This window comes from Enterococcus mundtii (genome assembly GCF_013394305.1).
In the GTDB taxonomy this organism is placed as follows: domain Bacteria; phylum Bacillota; class Bacilli; order Lactobacillales; family Enterococcaceae; genus Enterococcus_B; species Enterococcus_B pernyi.
The window spans coordinates 2333262-2351669 of the sequence record NZ_AP019810.1; the positions used below are offsets into that span (position 1 = coordinate 2333262).

General features: G+C 38.5%; 17 protein-coding genes. 14 read left to right on the forward strand and 3 right to left on the reverse strand.

Annotated features, from left to right (window positions below; all coding sequences use genetic code 11):
* Positions 1 to 10 precede the first annotated feature (10 nt).
* The 5 genes from HZ311_RS11105 to HZ311_RS11125 all read left to right on the forward strand — a co-directional run bounded on the left by HZ311_RS11105 (position 11) and on the right by HZ311_RS11125 (position 5467).
* Positions 11 to 385, forward strand: a complete 375-nt coding sequence (locus HZ311_RS11105) for a hypothetical protein (RefSeq protein ID WP_010736122.1) — start codon at positions 11 to 13, stop codon at positions 383 to 385.
* Positions 386 to 894: 509 nt separating this feature from the next.
* Positions 895 to 1500, forward strand: coding sequence for an SIS domain-containing protein (locus HZ311_RS11110; RefSeq protein WP_010736121.1), 606 nt, complete (start codon positions 895 to 897; stop codon positions 1498 to 1500).
* A 521-nt stretch (positions 1501 to 2021) separates the two neighbouring features.
* A complete protein-coding gene (gene yfcC / locus HZ311_RS11115; protein ID WP_019722929.1) occupies positions 2022 to 3761 on the forward strand; it encodes a putative basic amino acid antiporter YfcC in 1740 nt (579 codons plus the stop codon).
* Positions 3762 to 3964: 203 nt separating this feature from the next.
* Positions 3965 to 5155 carry a beta-aspartyl-peptidase gene (gene iadA, locus HZ311_RS11120; protein ID WP_023519234.1) on the forward strand — a complete coding sequence of 397 codons (1191 nt, stop codon included), beginning with the start codon at positions 3965 to 3967 and terminating at the stop codon, positions 5153 to 5155.
* A gap of 90 nt (positions 5156 to 5245) precedes the next feature.
* Positions 5246 to 5467, forward strand: a complete 222-nt coding sequence (locus tag HZ311_RS11125; protein WP_010736118.1) for a CsbD family protein — start codon at positions 5246 to 5248, stop codon at positions 5465 to 5467.
* 62 nt (positions 5468 to 5529) lie between these two features.
* On the opposite strand, the gene HZ311_RS11130 is transcribed toward HZ311_RS11125, so the two are convergent.
* Together HZ311_RS11130 and HZ311_RS11135 are read right to left on the reverse strand one after the other, a co-directional pair.
* A complete protein-coding gene (locus HZ311_RS11130) occupies positions 5530 to 6195 on the reverse strand; it encodes an ABC transporter ATP-binding protein (RefSeq protein ID WP_010736117.1) in 666 nt (221 codons plus the stop codon).
* Between the two features lie 12 nt (positions 6196 to 6207).
* Positions 6208 to 7716, reverse strand: coding sequence for an ABC transporter permease (locus HZ311_RS11135; RefSeq protein WP_178946665.1), 1509 nt, complete (start codon positions 7714 to 7716; stop codon positions 6208 to 6210).
* Positions 7717 to 8189: 473 nt separating this feature from the next.
* On the opposite strand from HZ311_RS11135, the gene HZ311_RS11140 reads away from it, so the two are divergent.
* The 7 genes from HZ311_RS11140 (at position 8190) to HZ311_RS11170 (ending at position 15163) form a co-directional block, all read left to right on the forward strand.
* Positions 8190 to 9869: a ribonuclease J gene (locus tag HZ311_RS11140; RefSeq protein WP_178946666.1), complete on the forward strand. Its 1680-nt coding sequence runs from the start codon at positions 8190 to 8192 to the stop codon at positions 9867 to 9869.
* Between the two features lie 112 nt (positions 9870 to 9981).
* A complete protein-coding gene (locus HZ311_RS11145) occupies positions 9982 to 10332 on the forward strand; it encodes a PTS sugar transporter subunit IIB (protein WP_023519236.1) in 351 nt (116 codons plus the stop codon).
* Between the two features lie 429 nt (positions 10333 to 10761).
* Complete coding sequence (locus HZ311_RS11150; protein ID WP_023519237.1) at positions 10762 to 11442, forward strand: metal-dependent hydrolase; 681 nt, start codon at positions 10762 to 10764, stop codon at positions 11440 to 11442.
* Between the two features lie 9 nt (positions 11443 to 11451).
* The gene (locus tag HZ311_RS11155; protein WP_010736112.1) at positions 11452 to 12783 is read left to right on the forward strand and encodes a DRTGG domain-containing protein; all 1332 of its coding nucleotides are present in this window, start codon (positions 11452 to 11454) and stop codon (positions 12781 to 12783) included.
* 15 nt (positions 12784 to 12798) lie between these two features.
* Complete coding sequence (locus HZ311_RS11160; protein WP_010736111.1) at positions 12799 to 13749, forward strand: DHH family phosphoesterase; 951 nt, start codon at positions 12799 to 12801, stop codon at positions 13747 to 13749.
* Positions 13750 to 14048: 299 nt separating this feature from the next.
* Entirely contained in the window at positions 14049 to 14381 is a 333-nt protein-coding gene (locus tag HZ311_RS11165) for a zinc ribbon domain-containing protein YjdM (RefSeq protein WP_023519238.1), read from the forward strand.
* Between the two features lie 77 nt (positions 14382 to 14458).
* Positions 14459 to 15163, forward strand: a complete 705-nt coding sequence (locus tag HZ311_RS11170) for a zinc metallopeptidase (protein ID WP_010736109.1) — start codon at positions 14459 to 14461, stop codon at positions 15161 to 15163.
* Positions 15164 to 15288: 125 nt separating this feature from the next.
* Here HZ311_RS11170 and HZ311_RS11175 read toward each other — a convergent pair whose 3' ends face one another.
* Positions 15289 to 16764, reverse strand: a complete 1476-nt coding sequence (locus HZ311_RS11175; RefSeq protein WP_178946667.1) for a helix-turn-helix domain-containing protein — start codon at positions 16762 to 16764, stop codon at positions 15289 to 15291.
* Between the two features lie 468 nt (positions 16765 to 17232).
* Between HZ311_RS11175 and HZ311_RS11180 the strand changes: the two genes are divergently transcribed.
* Positions 17233 to 17778, forward strand: coding sequence for a hypothetical protein (locus tag HZ311_RS11180; protein ID WP_019723190.1), 546 nt, complete (start codon positions 17233 to 17235; stop codon positions 17776 to 17778).
* A gap of 267 nt (positions 17779 to 18045) precedes the next feature.
* A complete protein-coding gene (locus HZ311_RS11185; protein ID WP_010736106.1) occupies positions 18046 to 18381 on the forward strand; it encodes a hypothetical protein in 336 nt (111 codons plus the stop codon).
* Positions 18382 to 18408 lie beyond the last annotated feature (27 nt).

Below are 18408 nucleotides of genomic sequence, written 5' to 3' on the forward strand. Positions count from 1 at the left end.
TATTGCTTACATGGGGATTCTAATCAACATTGCACAAACGTTTCTTGATGGATTGAAATGGTTGATGGAGGGAAATAATTGGCTGTTTTTACTGCCAGTATTATTTATTAGTTTGTTTACGATGTTTTATATGGTCAGAATAAAAGAAACCTTTTTGATTTTTATTTGGTACTTAGCAACAGTGGCGATCGGTAGTTTGATCATCGTTCTTTTGTGGGGAGATCAACAGGCATTTCTTTTTGCGGCAGCTTTTCTTTTGCTGTACCTTTTTGCCTATATCCCGTATCTACTCAAAAGATTTCATGTCGTCAAAAAAGGCAAACATGCGGCTTCTCCGAACCGCTCAAAGGATGTCTCAGAAAGACGGACAAGATCTGACCGCTGATATTTTGATACTTGCACTTGTTTCGCACTTTCCTTACAATAGATGCAGATAGAAATAACTAAAAAAAAGGCTCCTTGATAGTTAGCGGCAACTAACTATCAAGGAATGACCAGTCACACGTATACACCCTGACCGATCATTTTGCCATAGTCGATGCAGCGCACCGACCGCATTTATTGTACCTGATTTAAGGAAGATTTTCTACCTTATGAATCTAAAAAGCGGAGGAAGCGGGGCAGTTTATTTACTATGTCAAAACAGATGTATATTCAAGCGAGAAGTTTGTTTAATCCGTTTTAAAGACTTGCTTTTAGCGATACATCGTTCCTATCTTTTACACTGAAGCCGAAGAACATCAAGATGCTGCTACATCAGATCTTTTGCTTGATTGTAATGAATAAGTGGTTAAGGTAAAGATGAGACTGAGCAATTGCTTCGTCTCATCTTTTTGTATTTTTCTTTTTGATAGTTATCTCTATTCTGAAATAGCAGAAGAAGAGGAGAAAAGAATGAGCTTACCCTATTTTGATTATTGTCAAAAACTTGAACAAAAATTAAGGATCGAGGAACCCTTGATGGAACAAGCGGGTCGTTGGATCGCTACACAGATTCATCGAGGAGGATGTTTACATATTTTTGCTAGCCGTACCTTACAAGGCACTGCCTATGAATTTTGGCAACAATGTCCAAAAATCTTGCCAACTCAGTTGATTGAACATCCCGCAGCGGGGATTTATGAGTCGCTGGAAGGAACTGGCCAAGCAATCATTGAACAAATCAATGCGCAACCCGAAGATATTTTTCTTTTCTTATCAAATGAAGGTAGAAATCCTGCAATCATTGAACTGGCGGAATGGGTCAAAGAACAAGGGTATCTATTGATCGTGATCACCGGATTTGACTTATCCCGAAGTATCAAGTCAAGACATAGTAGTGGTTTGCGCTTATATGAATATGCAGATCTAGTATTAGATAACTATGCAACGATAGATGATGCCGTCCTTACGGTTCCTAAATTTGAGCCAGCTATATGTGGTGCAGCTTCCTTAGCAACCTTAATCCTATTACAGCAGATCGTTTATTTTTCAGTGTATTATTTGTTGGAGAGTCACTAAAGCGAGAAGGTTAAGAGTCCGAAAAAGAGACAAGAAAGAATCATGAAGATTCTTTCTTGTCTCTTTATACACGTTGATGAAAGAGTCTTCCCCAAAACTCTTTACACTCCAATTATAGTACATTTGTTATGAATATTGCAATGAAGATACCTAATGAAAATAAAAAGAGAGGAAGAGAGAGGCAGAAATTCAATCAAAAACATCGATTCAAATAGGAAAGGAGCGAGGAAGAAAATGTATAAATATTTGTTAATCGCTAAAAAATCTTTGTTTATACGTAATTAGAAATGAAAATAAATAGTCGGAAATAGCGACATTGTAAAAATAAAAAAAGAATTTTAATCCATTTTTATAGGTACTATGGCTTTGAAACCAGCGTTTTTATTAAAATGTGTCTTGATGATAACTAAAATCAATAGATTATTTTAATTGTTTATTCATGTGGTATAGAACATTTTACTGTATAATCTATTTGCTTATTCATTATTGACAAAAACGTAGCAAGAAAGGAAGAACGAGTTTTGAAGAGAAAAAATTCTTCAGTAAAGAAAAAACGAGACTTTACCAAAATGACGACACCGCATACGTATGTCATTATTTTTGGTGTAGTTGTACTTGCCTGGTTATTAACGTTTATCGTACCAGCTGGGAGATTCAGTACGCAAGATATAGAATACAAAGATGCAAATGGAGAAACCAGTACCAGAACAGTATTACGCCAAGATTCGTTTCGTTATGCTTATGAATTAGATAAGGCTTTTGTATTTGATCAACTGGAAGAATTACAAAATGATCCAAAGGAAAGAGAAAAGCTAGCTGTTCCTGAAGAAGGATTAGAAGAAGTCTTGGCAGCTGGTGAGAAAAACTTGACCCAGGAGAAACTAGATGAAATCTCACTGACAGATGATGTTTTATACGATGAATATGGTGAAGACATCTATGACACCTCAAAGAAATTGCATAAAACAGCAAAACTATGGGGGACCGATGATTTCGGTGGTTTCGGCTTTTTAAACTTCGTTTTTGAAGGTCTAGTATCAGGTGATAAATATGGTTCAGCAGTCGGGATTGCTGCACTTATTTTAGTCGTGGGTGGTGCATTCGGGATCATTATGCGAACGGGTGCCATCGATGCAGGTATTTATGCTTTTATCAATAAGACACGTGGTCTAGAACGTTTAGCTTTACCGCTCTTATTCTTTGCTTTTTCATTTGGAGGCGCAACGTTCGGTATGGCTGAAGAAGTCATTCCATTCTCAATGGTCATGGTACCTTTTGTGATTGCCTTAGGCTATGATTCAATCGTCGCCGTCACAGTCACCTATGTGGCGTCACAAGTCGGGAATGCCACGTCATGGATGAGTCCGTTCAGTGTCGCCGTTGCTCAAGGGATTGCAGGTATTCCAGTCTTATCAGGCGCCACCTTCCGATTGATCATGTGGGTCGTCGTGACTGCGTTATCGGCTGGTTACTTAATGATCTATGGCGAAAAAGTTCGGAAGAATCCGGAAAGTTCATTAACGTATAAATCTGATGAATACTTCCGTAACCACTTGAAGAAAACATCCGATGAACAAAAACCATTTACACTAGGCCATAAATTGATTTTAGGCGAAATGTTGATCGTTTTAGTTTGGATCGTTTGGGGAGTCACACAAAAAGGCTATTATATCCCAGAAATCGCCTCTCAATTTTTTGTTATGGGACTCGTTGCAGGGATCATTGCTGTTTTATTCAAATTGGACGGTATGACGGTCAATGATATCGCCTCTTCTTTCCAATCTGGAGCAGCAGATCTAGCTGGAACAGCGATCGTTGTTGGGATGGCAAAAGGAATCTTACTTGTATTAGGTGGATCAGATGCTTCTGTACCTTCTGCGCTTAATACGATCTTACATGGTATTGGAACAGCACTGACTGGTGTGCCGGCAGTTATCGGGGCATGGGCGATGTACGTATTCCAAAGTTTGTTCAACTTAGTCGTCACTTCAAATTCTGGACAAGCGGCATTGACGATGCCAATCATGGCACCGTTGGCTGATTTAGTAGGTGTCTCTCGTCAAGTGGCTGTATTAGCTTATCAATTAGGTTCAGGATTCATGGATGCGTTCACGCCGGTTTCTGCTAGCTTGATTGGTGTCTTAGGTGTGGCACGGATCGAATGGGCAAAATGGGCACGATTCCAAATCAAAATGCAAGGATTCTTCTTTGTTTTAGGAACGATCTTCATTATGATTGCAATCGCGATCGGACTTCAATAAAACAAATAAGAACTGATTTATAGCAATCAAAGAAGTTATGCTAACCGATACGTAACTCTGAGACAATAAGCGAGAAAACCCGAAAGTATCTTCATATTTTTGGATTTTCTCGCTTATTTCCGAAAGAGCGATGGATTGCTTATTAAACAACCTTTTGAGTGTTCTAAAAGGTAAAGACTATTTTATAAAGGAGAAGATCAGATATGAAACTCATTCGACAAATCGATGTCTATGCACCAGAATATCTTGGTAAGAAGGACGTATTAGTGGCAGGAAATAAGATTGTTGCCTTGGAAGATCAACTATCCGGCGGTTACGAAGAATTGATCGTGGAAGAAATTTCAGGAGAAGGAAAACTCTTGACCCCAGGTTTTATTGATGCCCATTTCCATATTTTAGGTGGCGGCGGCGAAGGAGGCTATCATAATCGCACGCCAGAAGTCACACTTAGTCAATTAACGACAGCAGGAGTGACAACAGTCGTAGGTTGTATCGGGACAGATGGCGAGGGTCGAGATACGACTGCTTTGATCAGTAAAGCAAGAGGGTTAGAGGCAGAAGGATTGACTACGTATGTTTATGTTGGTTCTTATCGGTTGCCGGTCAAAACGGTGACTGATTCATTGATCAAAGATTTTCTTACCATTGATAAGATCATTGGGATCGGAGAAATCGCTGTCTCTGATCATCGCTCTTCTCAGCCAACATTCGATGAGTTTGCTCGGTCAGTGGCGGATGCTCGTGTTGGGGGCATGTTATCAGGTAAAGCAGGGATCGTGAATGTCCATTTAGGTGGCGGAAGTCGAAAATTGGAACTATTGAATCGTGTGGTTGAAGAAACAGAAATCCCTATTACTCAGTTTTATCCGACGCATGCGAATCGGACAACTGAATTATTAGCTGCATGTATCGAATTTGCGAAAAAAGGTGGAACGATCGATTTCACTGCAAGTGAAGATCCTGATTTTTGGGAAAAGACCGATGGTGAAGTTCGTTTCAGTAAAGCATTGAAGCAGTTATTGGAAGCACAAGTCTCTCTTGATAACTTCACCTTGACCTCCGATGGACAAGGTAGTCTCCCATATTTTGACCAAGAGAACCATTTTATCGGTATGGGCGTCGGTAGTGCGAAATCCTTACTGGTGGGCATCAAAGAAGCCGTTCAAAAAGAAGACATTCCTTTAGAGATTGCCTTACGAGCTGTGACGTCCAATCCTGCAAGAGTCCTTAAACTGGACCAAAAGGGAAGAATCGCTGTTGGTAAAGATGCAGATCTTTGTCTACTTGATAAAGAAACCTTAGAAATCGATACGGTGATCGCTAATGGCACCATCATGGTCCAAGAAAAACAAGTGAAAGTTTGGGGAACATTTGAGCAAATTCTTAACAACTAAATAACACAATAAGCATTCTGTTTGTTTGTTTTTATAATTGGTGTTACTCTAAAAGTAGTTACAAAGACAAATTTTAGAGGAGGAAATATCATGGCAGATTTAGAAGGACGCTCTAAAGATTTGAAAGACAAAGTTGCAGGTGAAGGCAAAGAAGCCTATGGAAAAGCAACAGGCGATAGAAGTAAAGAAACAGAAGGTAAAGCCCAATCTGTAGGTGCGGATATCAAGAGTAAAGCTCGTAATATCGGCGATGAAATCAAAGAAGGCTTTGAAGATGTAAAAGAAAAATTTTCAAAAAAAGACCATAAATAGTCTACTTGTAAATTCTTAAAAAAAAGCGTCCTACCAATAAGGTGGACGCTTTTTTTTAGCGGTTATCCAATGGCAATGGACGCGAATGTTTTATTTTTTAATTCAAAAACTTCATCACATTTTTTAGCCACTTCTAGTTCGTGTGTCACAATGATGATACAGCGATCTTGCTCATGGGCGATTTCTTGGAAGAGTTGAACGATTTCTTGTGAAGTCGTTTCATCAAGGTTTCCTGTTGGTTCATCCGCAATGATCAACTGATGTTCGCAACAAATCGCTCGGACGATCGCTACGCGTTGTTGTTGTCCCCCAGATAATTTAGTGACTTGTTGTTTTGCAAGTGTTTCATTTATCCCAACGCGTGCCAAGCGATCAAGTGCTACTTGGCGATACTCTTTTTGAGGAGTATTTGAAATTTCCATGGCGGTAATGACGTTATCAAGAGCGGAAAGGTAAGGCAATAAGTTGTACGCTTGAAAAATAATGGATACATCATTTTTGCGATAATTCCGTAGGCCTATTTTAGCTAAAGCTCGCTCTTCATAATAAACAGTCCCTTCTTTTGGTGTATCAAGTCCTGAAATCAACGAAAGAAAGGTCGTCTTTCCTGAACCACTAGCCCCTAATATGGCGTACATTTTTCCTTTTTCAAAGGATAGATTCACATCTTTATAAAGTGCTTCTGTTGGATTCTGATACCAGAAGCCCAAGTTTTCTGTACGTAACATCCAATTCCTCCTTTAGTTTAATAAAATTTTTCGTGGATTTAATCGTAGTATGCCGATGGAGGCTAGAAAAACTGAGAGTAAGCTGATCCCAAATGCAACAGCTGCTAGTAGGCCAAGTTGAGCTGGTTGAACAGTGATTTCAAGGTCGCTTACTTGCTCCGAAACGGTAAATGGATTACTAGTTCCACCTGGTTGTCCGCCAGGTCCACGATTGCCACCACCAGGCATCTGCTCTCCTTGTTGCTCGGCAGGTGAGTCGGTTGACGTTTCAGTTTGTTGATCAAGCAACTGTTGACCGACAGCATTTGCAACGACATTTCCACTGAATGAAGCCACACCTAACGCGACGATCATACATATGGCCACTTCTGCAAACAATTGAAGGACGATTTTGCTTCTGGATTCACCTAATGAAAGCAATACCCCTAGTTCATGGCGACGCTCACGAATCGTGATCATGATGATCAAAGTCAAAATAATGATTCCAGCAACCGCAACGAGTAAAACGACATTTTGTGAAAAACTGGCCACGTTGTTAAGTGGTTCAAGCATTGCTTGGAACATGGTATCGTTTGATTGAAGACTGAACGTTGAAGTATCGATCAGGTTTTCTGCTTCATTGATAAAGTCTGTCATTTTATTAGGATCGGTCAGCGTATAAACCGCAGAATCGATTGTGTCATCTTCTGTCGAGCCATTCAATGTATTGGCAAACGTATAATAAGTATACAAAGTGTTCGCTGGATTCATGAAATTGAAATTCATTCCCATGCTACTACTTGTTTCACTTGACTGATAGATTCCTTTGATCGTCATTTCATAAGTTGTTTCTTCGTCTTCCGTGCTAGTAATTATGAAAGTATCTCCTACGGATAAGTCATTCGCACTAGCTAAAGTAGAGTCGATCACAACATTGTTCGTATCTTTGTCGCTATCAGTGATTCCTTCTCCTTCGATGATTTTAGCTGTGCCATCTGTAAAGCCACTGGTTTGGGCTGTATTGGATACCCCGCTGATTTGAAAATCTGCTTGGATCATTTGAGGTTTGCCACCTCCCATAGCTCCACCCATGTTTTCACCGTTTGGTGCAGCATCAGTTGCAGTATCAGTTTCTTCGGATGTTTCTGAGGTATCAGAGCTTGAAATGGCAGTGATCCCGCTATTGGCTAAAGCTGATGCAGAGCTTTCGAAGGAAAAACTTGCTACATTATCTAGTGCTGCGATCTTTTCTGCATCGCTGACTGAAACAGGTGTGAGGGAGAAACTTCCAGGATCTGGTCGTCCACCGGATTCAGTATCAGTTGCCACTGTTTGTTTTTGAAAAGCCGCTTCACGATTTGCACTTAAAGTGACCGTCGCACCGACATCTTTTTGAGCTTGCTCTGCTGCTTCTTGTGCCGCACTACGTATGGTTAGTCCAGCAAGAACGAAGACAAGGATTGCTGTAAAAACTGCTAATAATAGTAAAGAACGCCCCCATTTTACTTTTGTACTTTTTAATGCTCGTTTGAAAAAATTCATTGGTTCGATCTCCTTTCGAAATGAGTACAAAAAATAGAATAAAGGGAGTAGCTTAAGCCTACCTTAAAAAGTGGCCACGAATACAAACAGTTGAAAGCTAAAAACAGATCAAATGGAGCAGGAAATGAAAAACATTCTATAGTTATTGAGTAATTTATGTTAAAATAGACGAAGTATCTTCTAAAACAAAAGAAGAAAAAATGGTCTGGGAAAAACATGAAGACAGAAACAATCGTACATGCTAGCGATTTGTTTGATTTGTTGTATAATGATGTGGAGCAGTTGATCGAGCAGCTGAAGCAATCCCGATTTTTTTGTGTCAAAAAAAGATCCTAAACGCCTGTAAGATTAAGATAGATTTGATTATCTAATGAAATCATCCGAAAACGAGGCACTCAGAAATTGGATCGTTTTAAATAAAATAGAGAATCGACATCGTCAAAATGAAGATGTCATAAGAAGAGGTGAAATTTGTGAGTACCATTAAGATTATCCCTTTAGGCGGTGTACGCGAAAACGGAAAAAATTTGTACATTGCAGAAGTAGGGGAAGCTATTTTTGTTTTAGACTGTGGTCTGAAATATCCTGAAAACGAATTATTAGGGATTGACGTTGTGATTCCTGATTTTACGTATTTAGAAGATAATGTCGATCGTGTAGCAGGTGTCTTTCTGACACATGGTCACGCAGATGCGATTGGGGCGTTGCCTTATTTATTGTCAAAGATTTCTGTACCTGTGTTCGGAACTGAATTGACGATCGAATTGGCAAAATTGAATGTCAATCGCAATGATGCTGCAAAAGGATTCAAAGATTTTCATGTGGTAGATGAGCATACAGAGATCGATTTCGGTGAAACGATCGTTAGCTTCTTCCGCACCACCCATACGATTCCAGATTCAGTTGGGATCAATTTAAAAACCCAAGAAGGAAATATCGTTTATACGGGTGATTTCAAATTTGACCAAATGGCGATCCCAATGTACCAAACGGATTACGCTCGTTTAGCAGAGATTGGGAAAGAAGGCGTGTTAGCTTTACTAAGTGAGTCAGCAAATGCAGAAAACGCGACCCCTGTTGCTTCTGAGTTCCAAATTGCTGATGAAGTATTTGATACGATCAAATATTGGGAAGGACGGATCATCGTTGCTTGTGTTGCAAGTAATCTTCAACGCGTCCAACAAATCTTAGACGCCGCTGCTAAAGCAGGACGTAAGGTTGTGTTGACTGGGCAAGACTTTGAACGGATCATCCGAACAGCTATGCGCTTAGAAAAACTTCAATTACCAAGTGAAGACCTATTGGTCACATTAAAAGATATGAAAAACTATGAGCCTGAAGAACTGATCATTTTGGAAACAGGCCGGATGGGTGAACCAATCAAGTCTTTACAAAAAATGGCGAATGGCGCGCATCGCCATATCAAGATCAAAGAAGGCGATCTTGTTTATATCACAACGACACCAAGTATTGCGATGGAAACAATGGTTGCTAAGACAGAAGACATCATTTACCGAGCAGGTGGAATAGTCAAACAAATCTCTGACAACCTGCGGGTTTCCGGTCATGCAAATCCAAATGACTTACAATTGATGTTGAACTTCATGAAACCTAAATATTTCATCCCAGTTCAAGGAGAATACCGTGAACTAGCTGCCCATGCAGACTTAGCCCGTGCAGTAGGTATCCCCTATAAAAATATCTATATCACAGGACGTGGGGATATTTTAGAATATAAAAACAAGCGGATGAGTGTGGCAGGTACGACAAGTGCTGAAAATGTCATGATCGACGGACTAGGTGTTGGCGATATTGGAAACATCGTCTTACGCGATCGTAAAATCTTATCTGAAGACGGTATTTTTGTTGCAGTAGTGACAATTAGTCGTCGCGAAAAGAAAATTGTCTCAAAACCGCAAATCACTTCACGAGGATTTGTTTATGTCAAAGCAAGTCGTGATTTGATCAATGAAAGTAGCAACATGATCGAAACCATTGTAGGCAAACATTTAGAAAGCGATGATTTCGAGTGGAGCAAGCTGAAACAAGAAATACGTGATCAATTAGGTCGCTATTTGTTTGAACAAACCAAACGCCGCCCAGTGATTTTACCAGTCATCATGGAAGCGACACAACGTCGCGGCAAAAGATAAAAAATGAAAAGCTGTATCAAAAGATGTTCAGATAATGAATATGTTTGGTATAGCTTTTATTTTATAGCAGTAAGAGCATTGGATATATTATGGAAAGGTGGAAGTGTCTGTAATGGAAAAGGAACTTGTTTTGGAAAATAATCAAATGAAAGAGAAACAGATCATCGTTTTTGGCGTAACTTCAATGAGTACAGATAGTACCCTTTATACCAATTTGTTAATAACAAAGATGAACAACCTAGCAAAAAAACAACATTTACTTGTGCATGTTGACATGCATAGCATTTCTAAGTTAGATCAGTATGCAAAGGCTGCCGATGTTATTCTATTATCTCCAGAGCTTTCTTCTATGCGAGAAAGTATCGTAAAAGATTATCCTACAAAGGTTATTGAAGTGATAGACATGAAAGATTATGGTCTGCTAAATGCCGAGAATATCTTAAAAAAATTTCTCCATCACTAAACTGGAAAAGAAGAAATTATCAAAATAGTTAGCAAACTTCGTTTTTTTTTATCACTCCTCTATCTAAAAAAGTGTTGCGGATTTATTCAATCTTGTAAGCCTTATAAGGCATCTAAACTGTAATAAAAATACCTATAGTAGAAACTGGCGTCTTAGTTTCTACTATGGGTATTTTTTATTTTGAGTATTATTACAGATTCGTAGTCATTCTAGATTTATTCACAGAAATCAAACACTAAACAGAAACTGTCAATTATAGACGAAACATTCTTTTATCTGGGGATTCAGTCGTAAGTACACGCTCACTTGATACTTGGTACAACCTGTATTATCTGTTACAATTGAATAGGATATACTGTACTACTAATTGTGTAAATGTTCGAAACGAAAACGAAAGAGTCAGTGACCGAAATGTTGAGGAGTGAGAAGATGAAGATTACTTATCATGGACATTCTTGTATTTCTCTTGAAATGCAAAATGGCCAGCAAGTGCTGATAGATCCATTTATTACTGGGAATCCTATGACTGATTTAAAAGTGGATGAAGTCCAGACGGACTGGATATTGATCACCCATGGACATGCTGATCATATTGGAGACATGTTGCCGATTGCGAAGAACAATGAGGCGACCATCATCAGTATTGTCGAAATCGCTGATTATGCACAACAGCAAGGAGCAAACTCTTTTGGGATGAATATCGGTGGCAAAAGGGAGTTTCCTTTTGGCACAGTCAAATTTGTCCATGCACAGCATAGTTCAAGTATTGAAATCGATGGTGTTTCGCGTTATATGGGAGAGCCTAGTGGTATTCTGATCCAAGCAGATGGGAAGACGATTTATCATGCGGGTGATACCGCAGATTTTAGCGACTTAGCGCTCTTAGGTGAACAGTTTATGATCGATGTAGCCTTTTTACCGATTGGCGACAATTATACAATGGGACCTGAGGATGCGGCTCGTGCGGCGAAGCGAATCAAAGCGAAGAAAGTCGTGCCGATCCATTACAATACCTTTCCTGTCATTGAACAAGATCCGCAAGTATTCATGGATTTATTAACAGATACCGAAGGAAAAATAATGAGCGTTTCGGAAACGCTGGAAGTGTAGGGGAAAGAGATGGCGACAAAACATGATTTGATTTTAGAATATATCGAAAGCCTACCAGTGGGGAATCGAATATCTGTCCGTAGTATAGCCAAAGAATTGAATGTCAGTGAGGGAACGGCCTATCGAGCAATTAAAGATGCTGAAAACGTAGGGTTAGTGTCAACGATCCAACGAGTAGGAACGATACGGATCGAACGTAAGTTGAAGAAAAATATCGAACGATTGACGTTTGGCGAAGTCGTGCGGATCATTGAAGGCGATGTCTTAGGCGGGGCAGTTGGTCTAGATAAAGTTTTGAATAAATTTGTCATAGGTGCGATGACCGAGCACGCAATGGAACGCTATATCACTCCAGGTTCATTGATGATCGTCGGTAACCGTACAGAAGTGCAAAAGTTAGCACTTGAGGATGGCGCAGCAGTGTTGATCACGGGTGGTTTTGATACGACGCCTGAGATTGCTAAATTAGCCGATGAATTAGCTATGCCGATTTTACGTACGACTTATGATACCTTTACTGTAGCAACGATGATCAACCGAGCGCTTAGTGACCAACTGATCAAAAAAGATATCATGCTCGTCGGTGATATTTATCTGTCTGCCCAGAAAACACATTATTTGTTACAGTCGGATACGGTGGCTGATTATCAACGGATTTCAGAAGAAACCCAACATTCTCGTTTCCCAGTGGTGAATCATCACATGCGTTTGATGGGGATCATTACGGCAAAAGATGTCGTAGGTAAAGCACCGACACAAGTCATTGATCGGGTCATGACCAAAGATCCAATCAGTGTCAAGAAATCGATGAGCGTCGCTTCTGTCGGACATCAAATGATTTGGGATGGTTTAGAAGTCATGCCAGTCGTTTCCGATGATTTGACGTTAGAAGGATTGATCACACGGCAAGATGTCATGAAGGCGATGCAATTGGTGCAACGTCAACCGCAAATTGCTGATACGATTTCTGATCAGATTTCAGGAGCCATCCAAACGATCGATACAGATCGTGAAGGCAATCGATTGACGACGCCTAAGTTCAAATTTGAGGTTTCACCACAAATGGTAACAGGTGTTGGAACGATTTCTTTTGGGGTGTTAAGTGAAATCATTTCAGATGTTGCGCAAAAAACAATGATCATGAATCAACGAAGAAATATCTTGTTGGAGCAAATGAATCTACATTACCTTCGTCTGATCCAGATCGAAAGTGAGTTAGATATTCGTCCAAGAGTTTTAGAAATCGGTAGAAGGTCCGCTAAACTTGATGTAGAAGTATTTATAGAAAACACGATCGTGGCTAAAGCCATTGTCGTCTGCCAAGTGATGGAACGTTCGTAGAGAGTAGGAAAGAAAATGACCATACAAGAAGAGATTTTGAATGAAATCAAAAAATATCAAAAAATCGTGATCCACCGACATCAAAGGCCAGATCCGGATGCTTTAGGTTCACAAGTAGGATTAGCCGAGTTATTACGTAATAGTTTTTCAGAAAAAGAAATTCGTCAAGTTGGAAAAGACGTTGAAGGCTTACGTTATTTAACAGAAATGCAAGAAATCGACGATGCTTTCTATCAAGGAGCATTAGTCATCGTGACAGACACAGCGAATGCGCCGCGTATTGATGATAATCGCTATTCCTTAGGGGATCAAGTGATCAAAATCGATCATCATCCGAATGATGAACCATATGGCGATTTACTTTGGGTGGATACGAAAGCTAGCAGCTGTAGTGAAATGATCGCTGAGTTTGCTTTGATGTTCCCTAATGAGCTGAAAATGAACAGCGATTCTGCTCGCTTATTGTATGCGGGAATCGTTGGAGATACTGGTAGGTTCTTGTATCCTTCAACAACAGGTCGTACGTTAGAACTAGCAGCAGAGTTAAGAAAGTATTCTTTCGATGCAAGCCAATTGAATCGTGAAATTGAACAAATCACCATGAAAGTAGCGAAATTATCCGGTTGTGTCTATCAAACGATCGTAGTTGACGAAAAAGGTGCTGGAAAAGTAATTTTGTCACAAGAATTGTTAGGCAAGTATGGCATCGTCGATTCAGAGACCGCAGCTGTCGTCTCTTTACCTGGTGTGATTGACGAAGTGTTAGCTTGGGCGATTTTTGTCGAACAACCAGAGGGCTATTATCGTGTACGTTTACGTTCAAAAGGACCAGTCATCAACGAGATCGCCAAACGACATCATGGTGGCGGCCATCCCTTGGCAAGTGGCGCAAATGCAAAAGACCTGCAAGAAGTAGCAGAGATCTACAAAGAAATACAAGAAGCTTGCACCAATTATGCACGTTAAAAGTGTACTCCAAGTAGTCAATCGAGAATTTTAAGCAAACGTTACATGCTCTTTTATCTATTCCCTTTGGCACGAATAAATGGTGGGGCAGAAGTGACCTCTTCGGCAATCAGGTTACTTCTGCCTTGACCTTTTACTCATCGAAGTTGATTGTCTTTTTATCAGGTGTATGTGCAATCAAGGTCAGTGAGATTGAATCAGCGTAGGCAGTTTAGGATCTCCGATAAGAAGTTGCTCTTTTCAAACTGTTATTTTTCCGTTATAATATTGCTCAATAACGAACAAAAAGGAGAAACAACATGACAGTACCAAATTGCCCAGTATGTGGTTCAGAATATGCTTATGAAGATCGGGGATTATTGATTTGTCCTGAATGTGGAAACGAATGGACACCATCTGAAGAAACAGAAGCAGAAGGCCTAGTAGTAACTGATGCAAACGGCAATCGTTTAACAGATGGCGACAGTGTGACCGTTATCAAGGATTTAAAAGTTAAAGGAGCTTCCTCACCTATCAAACAAGGAACAAAGGTGAAGAATATCCGTTTAGTTGAAGGAGACCACAATATCGATTGTAAAATCGAAGGGTTTGGTCCGATGAAGCTGAAATCAGAATTTGTCAAAAAGAATTAAAATATTCAATCTCTTTTCACAATTATTCTACTCGAACAATGGTAAAATAAAAGCAATGAGGAAAGGGTGAAACGATTATGTATGGATATGGTTTTTATGGCTTAGATCCAACGTTTCTTTTAGTTATTGCTGGATTAGCTATTTCCGGAATCGCTTCTGCTTACGTCAATAGTACTTTTCGTAAATACGACAAAATCAGAAGCAAAAATAATGTGACTGGTACACAAGCCGCCCAGTTCATTTTACAAAGTCAGAAAATCAATAACGTTGGCGTCCAACAAATCGCCGGTGATTTGACGGACAATTATAATTCAGGGAACAAGATGTTGAGTTTATCGCAAGCTACAGCACAATCTACATCAGTCGCTGCAATTGGGGTAGCTGCCCATGAATGCGGACACGCAGTGCAAGATGCCGTTGGTTATGCGCCGTTGAAAATCAGAGCTTCATTAGTGCCTGTCGCTAATTTTGGCTCGATGATTTCGTTTCCGTTGATCATGGTAGGTGTATTATTTAGTTGGAATACGACGTTGATCAATATTGGTATCTTCGCTTTTTCATTGGCACTATTGTTTCAACTTGTTACGCTACCAGTAGAATTCAATGCGTCAAGACGAGCGATCCAAATTTTAAGTGAAGGTGGCTTACTGACAGAAGAAGAGGTACCAATGGCGAAACATGTGCTATTTGCGGCGGCTTTGACCTATGTTGCTGCAGCGCTATCTACTTTCTTACAATTGCTACGTTTGATTTTGATTTTTGGCGGTAACCGTCGAGACTAGAACAAACCAATAAAAAGTGAGGGACAGTCGATTGGACTGATCCACTCACTTTTTATTTTGGAAAAATTAGTATTAATTTAAAAGTTCAGACGGAGACCGCTTGCTTCTCCTATCTTTTCTTTAAATCAAATCATTTTATTGACATAGAGTTGTTGAATTTTTGTGACTAAGTCTACCCATAAATCTTTTTCTTTACTAGGATCAAGGTAAAAAATTTTACTCGTTTGATGAAATTTATCAAACCAATCGGTGACGATCAAATCTGCTTGTTCTGGATTTTCTGTCAAGCGAATCATTTTTTCGTCAAATACTTGTCGTAATCGATTTTGGATATGATAATTTCCTGTCAGCGTTTTATTCATTTGTACATAGATCAATAATTTTTCATTTGTTTCCGACTGCAAGAGGTTATAAATCAAGTTACTCAAATAATAAATAATCAATGTTTTTTTTGGGTGGTCATGAAAAACTTCAGAGATAATTTGTTGGATTTGTTGTATTTGTTCATTCGATTCATCAATCTCAAGTGCTGGTTTAGGAAAATGCAACGAGTAGAAAAAGGGAGTTGTATTTCCCAACATCAAAATAGAAATTAAAGAAAGCATAAGATAGTAATTGTAGAAAAACCTTTTTTCAGATGATGCGATCACTGGAAAGGTTTGAGCTAACTCTTTTGTTAGTGAGGTGATTTTCATACATAGATGATTACGTTTATTCGTCAAAGTATAACCAATCAAACTCTTCTGCTGGCTTGAAATGAGATTAGGAAAAAAGCAATAAATCAAAAAATTGAAATGCAATAGTTCATCAATGGCGATTTCATGTGGTAAAAGATGAAACAAATGATGTTTAAAACTACCGGAGACATCTTGTACCTGATGTAGCAATTCTAAAATAGCATAGACCTCACTAGATTCAGAGGTGATCAATGATGATTGTTGTGTACGAAGCGTAAAGATAGCAATCAGCAAATACAGGTTTTCTTGATATTTCAATGAATGCTTTGAAACGAGCAATTTTTTGGATAATCGCCGCTCTCTTTTTAGTTGGCTCAATTTGAATTTGTCAAAAGGCCATTCCAACCCTTGAAAAGCATCAGATAGAATAAAAAACAAATAGAGTCGGATAAATAATTCGTTTCCTTTGAACAAATAACAGCCCTGAGATGAAACAATCTCGATTTCAAAATCTTGAAGTGTTTCATTCAATTGGTGTGTTAATTTTTCTAAGTAAGAGTGGGATATGTATAATTGCTCCAATAAATATTTTTTCGGAACATACGCTTTGGGATAATTGACCATAAGTAATAAGTAGTTGAAAAGATTGGATTCTCTTAAATAAAAAAGTTTGAGTTTGTGATAAATCATCATTTTTATTTCTTGGTGTTCATCGGATATAGTTATTTCTCCTTTGTGTGTAGAGAAAATAAAAGTAGAAATGCTCAATTGCTGTTCAATCGTAGTGTTCAACTTTCGAATCAATTCTTTGATTGTCCGTTTAGGTATAGTCAGTTCATCCGCAAGTTCTTTTAACGTACATTGACTTTTTTGAGCGATCGTATAGAGAACTAATAACTCTTTCTTTTTTGCATCGATTAACATGATGGACTCCTTTCTGACAATTAGTGTACTAGTGGTGACATAAAATGTGAGTGGAAAGTGTTTTCAATGTATGATATTCTCACATAGTAATAGAATTTGATTATATAACTTGTTATTTTAAGAAATGATAATCAGTTATCTATTCTATTGTTTATTTCTTTGCTTATTTTGTCAAGTTGGAATCATTTAAATAATCTTGGATAAGGGAATACAATGTTATTTAATTGATGATATCGTTATTTTTTAAATCTTATTTTTGGCGAAGCATTAGATAAATCAAGCTTCTATTACAAAGAGACATATTTTAACCCCCGAAATATGTTATTATCGTTTTTTTTTATCAAAACTTGTTTCTTCATGGTTTACATAAGTTTTTCCTACTAGCGAATGCGCTGGATCGTCATGGGAAATTAAAAAAAGAATCATTGCCGGATATGAATAAGATAATCGGAAAGGATGGATGGTTTCGTGGGAAGAGTGACGAATTTTAGTAAAGAATATTTACTATTTAAGAGTATGGTATATGCTGAAGAAAATGGGTTATCGACAATCACAGCGAGAAGTTTAGCTTCTTTTTGTGGCTGTTCTACTTACCCGATTTATGCACATTTTAAATCAATCCGTATACTAAAAGAAAAAATTATCGAAGAGATCACGATATGTTTTGATCGATATTTAGCTGAATACGTTATTGACGATTTTTTCAGTGTCGTTCATTTATTGAAGGAGTTTTTCTCGATTCATGAGAGTATTAGAGGAGTAGTTATCAAATCCGAATTAGACATGGCCTCGTTGTTCAAACGAACGTTCTCAGAATTTGTCAGAGAACATACGGGAATCAAAGAAGCATATTTATTAGAACTTCTTTGGCTGAACGCACTAGGAAGTTTAAATTCAGATAAATCATCAAAGGAATTTTTTGAGACAATGACATTGATTTGGAATAAGTTAGCAGAATTAGAAGATGATTTGCCTGAAATGCTAACAAATATCCAATACGTTCCGGTTAATTGATCTTACATTTCTTAGTATGGATGATTTACTTTAGTTGTTCGTATGAAGCATCTCCAAAAAGGAGGTGCTTTTTTTAACGCATCAAACTAAGGTTGCTTGAAACCGAAAATGCCAAATGAGGCGTCGTACAAAAGTAAATAATAAAACAAGACAGTATGTGCTTTTTGTAAATTTTTTTGCTATTCATCGGGCAGGGCTCATAGCAATTAGTTCGCTTATCTATTTGACTGTGATATGATTGTAGTAGATAAAAAGGAGCTGATAATTATGAAAACATCAACAAAAGTAACGATTGGATTAAGTGTCGTAGCAGCAGCAAGTGTGGCAACAGCTGTAGTTGTTTCTGGCAAAGTGATCGAAAAAATCCATCATCTAAGTAACCGCACAAAAGTAAAAAAATTCGTGTATGACAAATTTGATGGGAATGAAAAGTTATTAGATGTCGTCGACCATTTATCAGATAGCGATTTAGATTCATTGATGGGCATGCTAGCAAAGATTAAATCTGGCAAAAAGAAAATTTCTGTCTACGGTGACTCTATCAAAGACTCAACAGAAGATGCAAAAGGTCGTCTGATGTCACTTGTTGAGAAAATGATCTAAAAACGATTCTCTTTGAATTGATCGAAA

Excerpts from the sequence above, each read along its gene's own strand:
- HZ311_RS11175 (WP_178946667.1), bottom strand. The coding sequence starts at position 16,764 with ATGTTAATCGATGCAAAAAAGAAAGAGTTATTAGTTCTCTATACGATC.
- HZ311_RS11130 (WP_010736117.1), bottom strand. The coding sequence starts at position 6,195 with ATGTTACGTACAGAAAACTTGGGCTTCTGGTATCAGAATCCAACAGAA.
- HZ311_RS11150 (WP_023519237.1), top strand. The coding sequence starts at position 10,762 with ATGAAGATTACTTATCATGGACATTCTTGTATTTCTCTTGAAATGCAA.
- HZ311_RS11105 (WP_010736122.1), top strand. The coding sequence starts at position 11 with ATGGGGATTCTAATCAACATTGCACAAACGTTTCTTGATGGATTGAAA.
- HZ311_RS11155 (WP_010736112.1), top strand. The coding sequence starts at position 11,452 with ATGGCGACAAAACATGATTTGATTTTAGAATATATCGAAAGCCTACCA.
- HZ311_RS11185 (WP_010736106.1), top strand. The coding sequence starts at position 18,046 with ATGAAAACATCAACAAAAGTAACGATTGGATTAAGTGTCGTAGCAGCA.
- HZ311_RS11125 (WP_010736118.1), top strand. The coding sequence starts at position 5,246 with ATGGCAGATTTAGAAGGACGCTCTAAAGATTTGAAAGACAAAGTTGCA.
- HZ311_RS11110 (WP_010736121.1), top strand. The coding sequence starts at position 895 with ATGAGCTTACCCTATTTTGATTATTGTCAAAAACTTGAACAAAAATTA.
- HZ311_RS11170 (WP_010736109.1), top strand. The coding sequence starts at position 14,459 with ATGTATGGATATGGTTTTTATGGCTTAGATCCAACGTTTCTTTTAGTT.
- HZ311_RS11145 (WP_023519236.1), top strand. The coding sequence starts at position 9,982 with ATGGAAAAGGAACTTGTTTTGGAAAATAATCAAATGAAAGAGAAACAG.
- iadA (WP_023519234.1), top strand. The coding sequence starts at position 3,965 with ATGAAACTCATTCGACAAATCGATGTCTATGCACCAGAATATCTTGGT.
- HZ311_RS11135 (WP_178946665.1), bottom strand. The coding sequence starts at position 7,716 with ATGAATTTTTTCAAACGAGCATTAAAAAGTACAAAAGTAAAATGGGGG.
- HZ311_RS11160 (WP_010736111.1), top strand. The coding sequence starts at position 12,799 with ATGACCATACAAGAAGAGATTTTGAATGAAATCAAAAAATATCAAAAA.
- HZ311_RS11165 (WP_023519238.1), top strand. The coding sequence starts at position 14,049 with ATGACAGTACCAAATTGCCCAGTATGTGGTTCAGAATATGCTTATGAA.